This window comes from Hyphomonas sp. (assembly GCF_017792385.1).
Lineage (GTDB): Bacteria > Pseudomonadota > Alphaproteobacteria > Caulobacterales > Hyphomonadaceae > Hyphomonas.
Genome location: NZ_CP051230.1, coordinates 3634982 through 3647716, shown reverse-complemented (window position 1 = coordinate 3647716; position 12735 = coordinate 3634982). Strand labels below are relative to the sequence as shown.

At 58.9% G+C, this 12735-nt stretch carries 12 protein-coding genes; 11 read left to right on the top strand and 1 reads right to left on the bottom strand.

All coding sequences use genetic code 11. From position 1 onward, the window contains the following. Positions 1-310: 310 nt before the first annotated feature. The 10 genes from HF955_RS17590 to HF955_RS17545 all read left to right on the top strand — a co-directional run bounded on the left by HF955_RS17590 (position 311) and on the right by HF955_RS17545 (position 9688). A complete protein-coding gene (locus HF955_RS17590) occupies positions 311-874 on the top strand; it encodes an antirestriction protein ArdA (RefSeq protein WP_158085623.1) in 564 nt (187 codons plus the stop codon). A gap of 14 nt (positions 875-888) precedes the next feature. Continuing rightward, a complete protein-coding gene (locus tag HF955_RS17585; RefSeq protein WP_084397064.1) occupies positions 889-1101 on the top strand; it encodes a hypothetical protein in 213 nt (70 codons plus the stop codon). Next, a complete protein-coding gene (locus tag HF955_RS17580; protein ID WP_084397062.1) occupies positions 1098-1574 on the top strand; it encodes a hypothetical protein in 477 nt (158 codons plus the stop codon). The genes HF955_RS17585 and HF955_RS17580 overlap by 4 nt, the downstream gene beginning before the upstream one ends. Before the next feature lie 48 nt (positions 1575-1622). Continuing rightward, positions 1623-3395, top strand: coding sequence for a ParB/RepB/Spo0J family partition protein (locus HF955_RS17575; RefSeq protein WP_084397060.1), 1773 nt, complete (start codon positions 1623-1625; stop codon positions 3393-3395). Between the two features lie 454 nt (positions 3396-3849). After that, the gene (locus HF955_RS17570) at positions 3850-4173 is read left to right on the top strand and encodes a DUF736 domain-containing protein (RefSeq protein ID WP_045694945.1); all 324 of its coding nucleotides are present in this window, start codon (positions 3850-3852) and stop codon (positions 4171-4173) included. Positions 4174-4339: 166 nt separating this feature from the next. Beyond that, on the top strand, positions 4340-4573 hold the full coding sequence (locus tag HF955_RS17565; RefSeq protein ID WP_084397058.1) for a helix-turn-helix domain-containing protein: 234 nt from the start codon (positions 4340-4342) through the stop codon (positions 4571-4573). Continuing rightward, positions 4570-5067, top strand: coding sequence for a S26 family signal peptidase (locus HF955_RS17560; RefSeq protein WP_084397056.1), 498 nt, complete (start codon positions 4570-4572; stop codon positions 5065-5067). The genes HF955_RS17565 and HF955_RS17560 overlap by 4 nt, the downstream gene beginning before the upstream one ends. 431 nt (positions 5068-5498) lie before the next feature. Beyond that, positions 5499-7217: a DUF3363 domain-containing protein gene (locus tag HF955_RS17555; RefSeq protein ID WP_175354395.1), complete on the top strand. Its 1719-nt coding sequence runs from the start codon at positions 5499-5501 to the stop codon at positions 7215-7217. Between the two features lie 118 nt (positions 7218-7335). Continuing rightward, positions 7336-9300 (top strand): conjugal transfer protein TraG, encoded by a 1965-nt coding sequence (locus tag HF955_RS17550; RefSeq protein WP_065382681.1) that lies wholly within the window; start codon positions 7336-7338, stop codon positions 9298-9300. Between the two features lie 4 nt (positions 9301-9304). Further along, positions 9305-9688: a hypothetical protein gene (locus HF955_RS17545; RefSeq protein ID WP_035551450.1), complete on the top strand. Its 384-nt coding sequence runs from the start codon at positions 9305-9307 to the stop codon at positions 9686-9688. Between the two features lie 65 nt (positions 9689-9753). Here the strand turns inward: HF955_RS17545 and HF955_RS18495 are convergent, their stop codons facing one another. Beyond that, positions 9754-9945 (bottom strand): ion channel, encoded by a 192-nt coding sequence (locus HF955_RS18495; RefSeq protein ID WP_081806120.1) that lies wholly within the window; start codon positions 9943-9945, stop codon positions 9754-9756. Between the two features lie 248 nt (positions 9946-10193). Here HF955_RS18495 and HF955_RS17540 point away from each other — a divergent pair, with 248 nt between their 5' ends. Then, a complete protein-coding gene (locus tag HF955_RS17540) occupies positions 10194-12656 on the top strand; it encodes a TonB-dependent receptor (RefSeq protein ID WP_291076905.1) in 2463 nt (820 codons plus the stop codon). The last annotated feature ends 79 nt before the right edge of the window (positions 12657-12735 follow it).

The window sequence follows — 12735 nt, the reverse complement described above, 5'->3', positions numbered from 1 at the left end:
AATTAGGCAGAATCGGGAAATAGCACAACCGGGAAACGGCGTTGGGGTGTCGCTCGCGTTCAGCATGCTCGCCCGACCACTCCAGCCTCCCTCCGCCTCAATATCTCTCCCATCAGTCAGGTGGGCGGACGGTGCGTCTGCCAGAGCGCGGTCGCCGCGCAAGGGGGCGGGTCCTTGTGATCTATGATCGTCTTTAGGCGTCCTACCTACAGCTTCCCCTTGCGCGCCGCCCTGGTGCGCTCCGGCTGAGCACCTCCTCGCCGCCCACCCGACTGTCGGGAAAAGAACGCGGGCGGGAGAGGAGACTGACATGACTGACCAGATTTGCACCCACGCGCACGCGGCAACGCCTGCACCCGCGCGAACCGACAGACCGCGCATCTATGTGGCTTGCCTTGCAGCCTACAATTCCGGCTGCCTGCATGGCCGATGGATCGACGCGACCACCCCAGACGAGATTTGGGAACAGGTTCGCGCCATGCTGGCGGACTCGCCGGAGTCCGACGCCGAGGAATGGGCGATCCACGATTATGAAGGCTTCGAGGGCGCGAACCTGTCGGAATATGCGAGCTTCGAGACGGTTTGCGAGCTTGCCGATTTTATCGAGGAGCATGGCGAGCTAGGCGGCAAGGTGTTGAGCCATTTCGGCGACGACCTCGCCGAGGCGCGCGCCGCCTTCGAGGACTATGCGGGCGAATATCGCAGCGCGGCGGACTTTGCCGAGAGCCTGCACGAGGACACCGGAACGCAGATACCGGAGAGCCTTCGCTATTACATCGACTGGCAGGCCCTTGCCCGCGACATGGCGCTGAATGGCGAGATCATGGTGTTCCAGACGGGCTTCGATGAAGTCCATATCTTCTGGTCGCGGTAAGGGAGGGCTTTGACATGACTCCCGAAACCACCCGCTATCGTTTCACGCTCGAAGAATTGCAGCAGGCTGACGACTGGTCAGAAGGCTTCTGCCTTGCCTGCCGTGCCCCACGCGAGTGCTGCGAACCCGATGCGAGCGCCTACCGTTGCGATGAATGCGGCGAACATGCCGTGTACGGCCCGCACTGGATCGCGATTGCAGGCCTCTTTTCGGAGGGCGCGGCATGACGTTCACGCAGCGCTTTCAGACCTTCGTTTGGGAGGGCGACAGCATCTCTTGCGAGGTTGCAGGCATCGAAATCACTGCGCGGATTGTGCGCGATGATTGCCCCGATGCACCGGATGAGCGCCAGGACGGATTCTGGCCTTCGCTCTACAAGGACGCGCCGGGATTTATCGGCCCCGGACCAAACCACCGACAGCGCTTCGCCGAGGCGCAGGCCAAGGCCGAAGCGGTCATGGAGGCATGGCGCAGGGACGAATGGTTCTATTGCGGGATCGTCCTGTCCGTGGCGCTGGAAGGCGTCACTTTGGACGCCCATGCGGCGAGCCTTTGGGGCATCGAGGCGAACTATCCCGGCAGCGACAACGCTTATCTGACGCAGGTCGCGCAGGAGCTTCTATCCGAGGCGCTGGACGCAGGCCGCGCCGCCGCCCGCCGCCTTTGTGCGGCGCTGGAAATCAGCGGGGCGCGCGCCTGACGGCGCGCCCCCAATCTCAAAACCCCTCAATCAAAAAGGAGCCAGATCATGGCCCAGCCCATTCTCAAAATCATCCCCCTGTCCGAGCTTCGGATTTCAAAACTCAATATGCGCCACAGCCGCAAGAAGCCGGACGTGTCCGACATCCTGCCATCCATCCGCGAGAGCGGAATCCGGCAGACTTTGCTGGTCCGCAAGGAAGGCGATCACTATGGCGTTGTCGCCGGACGGCGGCGTTATTTTGCCCTGAAAGAGATCGAGAAGGAGACGGGGCAGACGCCTCATGTCCCCTGCGCGATCATGAAGGAGGAGGATGCCGCGAGCGCCATTGCCGCCTCCGTCATCGAGAATGTCGGACGCCTGCCAGCATCTGAAATGGAGCAGTACACCGCCTTCAAACGCCTGCACGATGAGGGGCGAGGCGTGGACGATATCGCAGGTTTCTTTGGCGTCACCGAGCTTCTGGTGCGCCGCGTTCTGGCGCTGGCCTCGCTCGCTGAACCGATCCGAAAACTCTATGCCGAGGACGAGATCGACCGCGAGACGATCCGCGCCCTGACGCTCGCCACGCCAGACCAGCAGGCCGAATGGCTGCGGCTCTATGAAAGCGAGGATGAACGGGCCCCGCGAGGGCGCAACTGCAAGGCATGGATCACCGGCGGCGCGATCATCACCACCGACAAAGCGCTGTTCGACATCGCCGACTATGATGGCCAGATCACAGCCGACCTTTTCGGCGAGCATGGCGTGTTCGCCGATACCGAAGCCTTCTGGACGGCGCAGTCCGCCGCCGTGGCGCAGCGCATCGAGGCTTACATTGCAGAAGGCTGGAAGGACGTTGTCTGCCTTGAACGAGGGGCGTTCTTCCATCGCTGGGACCATCAGACCCGCACGAAGAAGCAAGGCGGAAAGGTGTGCGTCGAGCTACGCCATGACGGCACCGTGACCTTCCATGAGGGCTACATCTCGCAGGCGGAGGCGCGGCGGGAGCAAACGGCGAAGGCTGGCAAGGACGATGTGCCTGCCGCGCCCGTCAAACCGGAAATGTCCGGCCCGCTGGCCGAATACATTCTCCTGCATCGCCATGGCGCAGCGTCGGCAAGCCTTGCGGGCCAGCCTGCCATCGCGCTGCGTCTGATGGTCGCCCATGCCATGACCGGCAGCGCCTTGTGGCAGGTTCGCGCCCATGAATGCACAAGCCGCAAGGAGGAGACGCGCGCCAGCCTTGAAGGCTCGAAAGCCGCCGCCGAGATAGAGGAAAAGCGCGCCCGCATCGCTTCCCTGTTTGAGACGCTGAGCGTGTCCGCTGAGGCGCGGCGCAATACTGATGCCTACCGGCTCTGCGAAATCTTCGCCGCCTTGCTCGCCATGTCGGACGAGGAAGTCATGGAGGTTCTGGCCTTCACCATGGCGCAGACACTCGAAGCAGGCGGGCCGGTCGTTGAGGCCGTGTTGCATGTCTGCGAGACAGATTTGCCTGCGTACTGGAAGCCGAACGCGGCCTTCTTCGACCTGTTGCGAGACAAGCGCGCGATCAACGCGATGGTCGCCGAAATCGCATCGAAATCGCTGGCGGACGGCTGCGCTTGCGACACCGCCAAGGTCCAGAAACAGATCATCGGCAACCGGATCATGGGCCATGGATGCGAGCCCCATCCTGACTGGCGGCCCGCATGGATGCAGGTGCCGCCCGCCCGCCTTGTCGAGGGTGCAGGTTCCCCGCCCGCCGATGCATGGGCGCGAATTGCGGGGCTGTTCGAGGGACGTGAAGACACCGATGCGCCCGACGCCGAAGCCTTCGATCAACCACACGCCGCCTGACCTTTCAGTCTCCTCGTCAGGCGGATGACGGAGCCGCCCGGTGACAGTCGCCGGGCGGTTTTTCGCGCGCTGATGGATGCAGTCTGTGCGCAGGCAGAGGGTTCATTGATTGAACCGCGCCAAAAAAAATCGCCCCGTCTTTGGGTCTCGCTTGGCTTTCCGAAATGTCGGCTAACGTGGGTTCATCTGTTTCCAACCGATGCGCTCCGAACCCCTTGTTCCCGTCTCATGCCGTGTGACCTGGACGACGCCTGTCGGGCCTTGAAACCGGCCCATGCGAAGAATTTTCCCCGCCGCTTTGCGGCTCCTCGCGGATCAAAATTCTTCTTCGGGCCGGTGCTCCGCTGCGCTACGCCCGCGAGCGGTTCAGACCCGTCCGGCCCCGTCCTTTCGGTCCGGCGTCGACGGGGACAAGGGGTCCCCGGGACGACATGGAAACGAAAGGAACCAAACCATGGCCAACGCACTCGGATACGTCAGCGAAACCAAGACCGGCTTCGAAGGCGCTCTTGCAATGATGAACCTCTCGGCTGCCATCCGCATCGAGAAGAATGCGGAGAAAGCCGCCGACGGACAGCCCGACTACCGCATCTTCGCCGGAGAAACCTCGACTGAAATCGGCGGTGGATGGCTTCGCAAAGCCAAGGCATCGGGGCGCGAATATGTCTCGATCACCCTCGCTGACCCGCAGATCGGCCCGCGCAAGATCTACGCGAACCTCGCCCCCGTGAAAGGCAAAAAGGGGCGTCACGTCATCCTCTGGAACCCGCGGGACTAGGGGGCCGATCCATCGCCAATGAGCCGCTCCGGAGATCGTCTTCGGAGCGGCTTTTTTGTGCTCAGGAAGGGGGGAGAAAATGCGCGGGCGCGATTTTATCCCTCCAGACCGGCGCAGTTCGCGGCAAGTCTTTGCCAAGCCTGCAGGAAGAAAAGGAGCGGCTGCAATGACACGAAACAGACGACATGACGATGACTGGCCGGAGCTTCTCACCGTGACCGAGGCGGCAGAATTCCTGCGCCTGACACGCTCCACACTCGATCATTATCGCTGCGAAGGACGGGGGCCCATCTATCGCAAACATGGCGCACGGGTCTTCTATCCGAAACCCGATCTCATCGCCTGGTCGGAGCGCAACGCCTATGCCTCCACGTCCGAGAAGATCAGGAACACCAAATGAAACGCCGCGCGCTTTTGATGACGGGCGCGGGCATCGGCCTTGCTCTGTTCGGCCTGATCTTCTCCCCCATGGACAGGCTGATCTGGAACCGGACCGGCAGCGCGCCGCAAGGGCTGTACTGGCTGAGCGACGAGCCATTCACCCCTGGCCGATGGGTCGTCGTCTCAGCCAGGAGCGTTGAAGCGCAGTGGGCTGAAGACCACGGATTTGTTGGCCGGAACTGGCCGCTCTTGAAGCAGATTGCGGGGCTTCCCGGCGATGAAATCTGCCGATCTGGTGTTGACGTTTCGATCAATGGAAAGCCCGTCGCGACGGCCAGGGAAGGCGATTCCATGGGCCGCGCCTTGCCGGTCTGGCAGGGCTGCGTGCGCCTGAATGAAGGGCAGGTCTTCCTTCTTTCGCCGCATCCGGACTCTCTCGACGGGCGCTATTTCGGGGCCATGCAGCGCTCCGATCTCGTCGGCGTGGCGCGCCCGCTCATGACTTCGCAATAGTGACGGGACTGCAAGCAGATGCAAAGCGATGCAAGGCGGTGCAGCGAACAGATAAGCGAACCCGGTAGGGCAAGATTGAAGCTATGGCACCACATGGCGCCTAACCCCTTGTCTGCACATCTGTTTTTTGGCGCCCTTTGCACAGCATTGTGGTGCATGCGTTTCTCGAAACGCGTTGAAATTACTGAATATTCCTTGGTGCACGGATTGAGTGACCTCCGATGAGCGAGGAAAGACCCTTCACGCCGCGGCTCGGACGTATACGCGATCAAGGCGCGCCCGCAGGCAAGCGCTTGTCACGCCAGCTGAATAAGGCCGGAGCGAGACTTTCCAAAGCCTCTCGCAAGTCTGCCTTTACAGGCGCGCGTTATGGCACGGGCGGCGCGGCCCGAACCGGTGGTTCTCGCCATAGGCATTTGTCTCGCCAACACATGCGCCGCGTCATTGTCAAAGTGCATATCGCAAGAGCGCGCGGCGCAGGTCCCGGACTCTTTCGCGCCCATGTCAGCTATCTGCAGCGCGACGGTGTCGATCGCGAGGGAGAAGGAGGCATTCTTTATGATCGCGATCAGGAGGGGATCAGCCCCCGCGAATTTCTGGAGCGTAGCGAGCATGACCTCCACCAGTTTCGGATCATCGTCTCGCCGGAAGATGGCGCACGTATGGGGGACCTCAAACAGGCCACGCGCGAACTGATGGCGAGAATGGAAAGGGATGTCGGGCGGCGTCTCGATTGGGTCGCCGTTGATCACCACAATACAGGCCATCCGCATACCCATATTGTTGTGCGGGGTCGCGACGCCCGGATGAAGGATGTCGTCATCGCGCGGGACTATCTCACAAAGGGCCTCCGAGAAGCTGCCGAAGAACTCGCCACGCAACGGCTCGGACCGAGGCGAACATTGGAGATCGCGGGTGCGCGTCAGAAGCAGGTGGATCAGGACCGCTGGACAGGGCTCGATTCCGAGATCGAAACGCGATTGGAGAACGGCGCATTCAGGCTAGGTGATGCAAGCTCGAGCAAAGAGCGGTTTGATCGGTCCTTGCGCTTCGCGCGCATCAGGCACCTTGAATCTCTTGGCCTGGCTGAACAGGACGGCACGCTCTCCTGGCGAATGAAACAGGACTGGCAAGAGCAGCTAAAACGCAGAGCACGGCGCGGCGATATCATCCGCACACTTGCCGCTGAATTCGGCGAACGAGAGTCCGACATTCGATTTGTTCAGGACCGCGCGAAAGACGCCGCCCCCATTCGCGGGGTCGTGAAGGCTTATGGCCCGGAGGATGAACTTCGCGATACGCGCTATCTGCTTATTGAAGATTTTGACGGTGGCATCTGGCATGTGCCTTCTGCAGCGGTCGATGTTCACGCCCGCCCGCCGCAAGGCGCAGTGGTGGAGCTCTCCCGCGCGCGAGCCGTGGCGCGTTCCTCGGACAAGGCCATTGCTGAGGTCGCAGAGCAAACCGGCGATATCTGGTCGGAAGCCCTGCACGCCCGCCACGATCCCGGATCAAAACCAGCCTATCATCTGACACTGAAGCGGCGGCTCGAAGCTTTGCGGCGTGTGGGTATTGGGGAGCGCCTTGCGACCGGTGAATGGCACATTGGCGAAGACTTTCTGGAGCGCGCAGCGGCATATGAGGCGGGCCGATCCGGCGGCGTCAAATTGAGTGTCCTGTCCTGGCTTTCACCGAAGATGCAGATCGACCGCCTCGGCGAAACATGGATCGACGACCTGTCAGAGGATGCAGCAGCGCAGCAGCAAACCTTGAAGGACTTGAAAGCAAGTCGGCAGATCTGGCTCCGCGAACAAGGCTATCTGGGTGCGGGCCAATCAGAACTCATGGAAGAGCAGAAAAGCAAGCTGCGCGCTCTGGAACTGAAGCGTGAGCGGGACACCATCGCAGTCGCTTCAGGCCGAACCTCTGTTCAGCTGGCGAAAGGGGATCGGTTTGAGGGCAAGCTCGAAGGGCATGTCGACCTTGCAGCCGGGCGTATGGCGATCATTGGCAACGCAAAGGAATTCGCGCTGGTGCCATGGCGTGGCAGTCTTGGTCGGCAAATGGGACGAGAACTGACCATAAAACGCACCGCGTCGGGTATTGGCTGGAGCATGGATATGGGGCGTTCCAGAGGGCTGTCTCGCTAGACGGCTTGGATGGCTTTGCAAGGCGCTGCGGGAATTGGCGCAGAATCCCGCTGGTCCAAGACCAGTCTCAGCAATCATTCTTGGGAGACGACAAATTGCTCTTTCAAGGAGGCACGCCATGACCGGCACAAAGATACTCATTGGCCAGATCATGGTGGTGTTCGCGCTGATCATCGGAGCGGTCTGGCTCGCCACACAAATGACCGCTGACGCGCTTGGCCATCAGGCAGCGCTTGGCGCGCCCTGGTTCATCGCAGGCGAAACACCAATCTATAAACCGTGGCGGCTGTTCCAATGGTGGTACGCCTATGAAGCCTATGCGCCGGAAGTGTTCGCACGTGGCGGGCTGATCGCGGTCTCCGGTTCGGCGCTCGGCTTTCTGGCGGCGATCATTGGTTCTGTCTTGCGCAGTCGCCACGAGCGCCATGTCACCACTTACGGCTCGGCGCGATGGGCCAGCGCACCCGATTTGAAACGCGCCGGATTGTTTGCGGATAAAGGCGTGTTCCTGGGGCGTTGGCAAAAGCGCTATCTGCGTCATGACGGCCCTGAACATGTCATGGCGTTTGCACCAACGCGTTCAGGCAAGGGCGTGGGGCTGGTTGTACCAACCCTGTTGTCCTGGACCGGCAGCGCCGTCATCCACGACATCAAGGGCGAGAATTGGGAGCTCACGTCTGGCTGGCGATCCGGATTTTCCCGATGCGTGCGGTTTGATCCAACCGACCGGCGATCCCCGAAATATAATCCACTTATGGGCGTGCGCCGCGGCGAGCATGAAGTACGCGATGTTCAGAACATCGCTGACATACTGGTTGACCCTGAAGGCTCGCTGGAGCGCCGAAACCACTGGGAGAAGACCGGACATGCCTTGCTCGTCGGTGTCATCCTGCACGTGCTTTATGCAGAAGCAGACAAGACACTCAGCGGCTGCGTGCGGTTCCTGTCCGATCCGAAACGCTCCTTCGCCGTCACACTCCGTATCATGATGACAACGCCTCATCTGGGGGAGAGAGGGGTGCATCCGATAGTTGCGCAGGCCGCTCGAGAACTTCTCAACAAATCAGAGAATGAGCGCTCCGGGGTTCTGTCCACGGCTATGAGTTTCCTGTCGCTTTATCGTGACCCCGTGATCGCAGAAATCACCAGCCGGTCGGACTGGCGCATCGAGGACCTGGTTGAAGGGGAGAGCCCGCTTTCGCTCTATCTGGTCGTCCCGCCATCCGACCTGTCTCGGACGAAGCCGCTGATCCGGCTGATCCTTAACCAGATTGGACGCAGGCTGACGGAAGATTTGCCCGAAAAGAACCGCCGGAAACTGCTCTTCATGCTGGATGAGTTTCCTGCGCTCGGGCGGCTGGACTTCTTTGAAAGTGCACTCGCCTTCATGGCAGGCTATGGCATCCGCGCCTATCTGATCGCTCAATCCCTGAACCAGATCGAAAAGGCTTACGGGCCCAATAATTCGATCCTGGATAATTGTCATGTGCGCATTGCTTTCGCGACCAATGATGAACGCACCGCCAAGCGCGTCTCTGATGCGCTCGGAACAACAACGGAACTCCGCTCGCAGAAGAACTATACCGGTCACCGGCTTGCGCCCTGGCTCTCTCACTTGATGGTTTCACGCCAGGAAACTCAGCGCGCGCTTATAACGCCCGGCGAGGTCATGCAACTTTCTGCCAGTGATGAAATTATCATGGTGTCCGGAGCGCCGCCCGTGCTCGCCAGGAAGCTTTGTTATTTCAAAGACGCAAATTTTACGAAACGAGTCTTGTCACCAGCGCCCGTCGAATGGAGCGGCCAAGCATGTGACGCCGAATGGACATCCATTGTTGCGGCCCCGCCGTTCCAGGAGCCGGAGGCTAAGAAAGATATCGGACAACCCGATAGTGTGTCACTGAAACGGACGAGAGAACCTGAGTACACGAATGATGATACGCGTGAAAAATGCGTACGCGAGCCAAGTGCTGACGCCAACATAGACGATGAGATTGATCCGACCAGCGATCAAAATCTGGAAACCGTAAGACGCGCCGTAGCGGCAGATCGCGGCGATCCTGACGTCCTTCCGGGGTTCTGAGTGGATGGGAAAGCCGCGCGTCAACATACGGATTTCGACAAAGCTCTATGCGCAACTGTGTGAGGCAGCTGACAAGCCAGGGGTGACAAAAACGGCGATCGTTGAAGACGCACTGAGAGCATGGTTCGATCCAGAAGCGCGTTCAGTGCTGGAAGAGCGTTTGCTCGCCCGCATGGACGCCTTCGATCAGCATCAGGCGGATATGGAAAAGGACCTGGCCTACACTTACGCCACGCTGTCGCACTTTGTGTACTATTGGCTTACGCGGACCGAACCTATTCCTGAGGGGGAGCGTGATATCGCGCATGCGCTGGGGCAGAGGCGATTGGAGTATTTCAATGAGCAGGTGAGCAGCAAAATGTCTGCCGCGCCTGAGCCGGCCGCCTAGACGGGAGAAATGGACCCATCATAATTCTCGGTTCAGAAGTCTTGATTCGGAAGTATGGATACATTTCACACGAGCAGGCGCTGGCTCGATGGTTTCGTTGCGGTGCGAGTTCCGTACATGCCCACCAACCGAGACAACAATATTACCGTATACAGAACACCAATGACCGCCTCGAACGCGGCGGCGGCTTGAGGGTAATGCCCTTGAGGGGTGATATCGCCATATCCGAGTGACCTAGCCCCCTGAACTGCAGCCATGTTTTAGTTATAGAACTAGGCTGTTCAGGGGGCTAGGTCATCTGGTCGGACGATCGCGGATGTCGGGCATGGAAGGATTTGAGCAGGATAAGGCCCTCTCGTATCGCGGAATGACGATCTGTTGGCGTGAACTGGTATGACTCTAACAGAGCCATCTTTCACCAGAGTTCATAATCTACTTTCGCGTCCTTGTGCATCATAGCGGGAACGGAAACACGGAGCACAAAAGGGCTCTTGGGAGGATATATATGAACCAGAAGTTTAGACTCAATTTGAGCGGCGCAGCAATTTTGCCGATCGCCATTGCCCTTGCCACGCCGGCCTATGGGCAAGTGGCAGATGTCCCTGCCGAAACAGAAGCGGAGCGGGAAGCAAGACTGACAACAGTGACTGTTACGGCACGTAAACGGGACGAGACGCTGATCAATGCGCCGGTGGCCGTGACCGCCGTTTCCGGAGCAGAGCTGGAAGCGCAAGGGGTCACGAACCTTGAGCAGATTTCCGCGCGCGTGCCGGGCCTGCAGGTCGGTCGGGGAGCGCAAACCTCGAACATCTTTATCCGAGGTGTCGGATCTGGTATCAACAAGGGATTCGAGCAATCGGTTGGCCTTTATGTGGATGGCGTTTATCAGCCGCGCAGCCGCCAATTCTCACAGTCCCAGTTCGACCTGCAGCAAGTCGAGGTTCTGCGTGGGCCCCAAGGCGTTCTATTCGGTAAGAACACGGTTGCTGGCGCGATCAAGCTTGAAACGGCCTCGCCAGAAGTCGGAGAGGAACTCAATGGTTGGGTCGGTGTCACCTGGGAACCAGAATTCAATACGCAAAGCTACTCGGGCGTCTTTTCCGCGGGCTTGGCGGATAATTTGGCAGGCCGGTTGGCAATTCGTTATACGACAACTGACGGATATGTTGAGAACCGTGTCTTTGATCGCGACGAAGCCGAGCGCGAAGACATGTTCGCCCGGGCGACGCTCGCCTGGCAACCAACGGAGAGTTTAAACGTTGAGACGAAACTGAGCTATCTTGAAATGGACGGGGTCGGTAAGGAGCTTACCATTAATGCGATTGATGATCGCCTGCCGACGCCTAGCACGATAGCGCTCTCACAAATGCTTCATCCAGACTTTGGAGTTTCTACTGGCGATACCGCTTATGTCAGCTTCAGCGGCAATCCCGCATTCCGTGTCGGCGATCCTCCAATCTCCGACACGGAGACAACCGAATCATTGAGCGGATCTGTGAAGGCAGAATGGGAGTTCGATAACTTTACCCTCACTTCGATTACTGGCTACTCCTCTTTCGATTTCGCTCAACATCACGATGTGGATTTTCTGCCTGTCAGCTTCATTCAAAATCTTGATGAAGAAGAACTGGACATGTTTAGCCAGGAACTTCGCATTGCCACAGACTGGGATGGGCGCATAAATTTCTTGGGCGGGCTGTATTATGAAAACCAGGATGCTTATATTGAAGAGACAACGGCGTTCAATGGCACATTTGGCGTTTTGCCAACATCGATTTTGCCCGGCGGTATTGTTAACGTTGCTCAACGCACTTTCTTCGATCAACAAGCCGAAACGATTGCGCTTTTTGGCGAGCTTGGCATTGACCTGACCGACAGCGTCACACTTGAACTAGGTTTGCGTTACTCCGAAGATGAGAAGAGCATCGATAAGAGTGTTGTTGTTGGAGCCGGCACACCCCGAGACTTCGTTGGCCTTGTCACACCCGCAGACACGATCGGGTCTGCCGATCTAACCGAATATCTAACCGCCGCCGCTACTGTTGGGGGTGCAGATGGATTGAACTCTGCAGCGACTTTTGCCGCATTGCTCAACCGCTTTGCTGCTGACCTCAACGATACGCGAACAGAAGATCATCTTGATCCATCTGTAAAACTGCGCTGGCAGTATGCTGACAACGGGTCGGCCTATATTTCCTATTCCACTGGCTATAAATCTGGTGGTTACAATTTCAGTCCTGACACGGCGGAACCGGATGGGAGCCCGCGTCCGGGTCATGAATTTGAGGATGAGAAAGTCACGGCTTGGGAAGCTGGTATCAAGCACCAGTTCATGGGTGACCGTGCTCGCATCGGGGCAATCATTTTCCGAAGCGAGTTAGAAGACCTGCAGGTAACCTCGTGGAGTGGGACAAGCTTCGTGGTTGGGAACGCGGCTGAACTTCAAGTGCAGGGGCTGGAACTTGATGGCCAGTTCCTTCTCAGCGACGAAATCGAGATTGGCGGTGCGTTCGCCTATCTCGATCACGAATTCCAGTCCTTCCCAGGGGCAGGGTGTTCAGTGATCGAAACGGGCTTGGGCACATGCCCGGATTCTGCAGGTGTGGGTACCAAGGACCTTGCCGGCGAACGCGGGGCCTTTGCGCCCGAGTTCAGTGGTAACGTCTATCTCGCCTTCAATCGCAGTTTCGAGAATTTCGATCTGAATGCCCGGATTGGAGCCAACTTCAAGGACGAGATGTTCCTGGATGGCGACCTCGACCCGAACGCGTTTCAGGAAGGATATACGAAATTCGATGCTCATGTCGGGGTGGAGTTTGGCCGCTACGAATTCCGTGTATTCGGTCGCAACCTAACCGATGAAGCCACCTATACCGCCTCGGTCGACGCGCCACTCAGCCCGGGCGTGTATGTTGGCTGGATCGAAGAGCCGCGCGTGATTGGTGCCGAAGGCCGTATAAATTTCTGATCGTCTTGTAGCAGCCTCCTTTCCATCGAAGGGAGGCTGCTCCAGACTTGAGCAGTTGAAAGCTGACAATAGCAGGTCA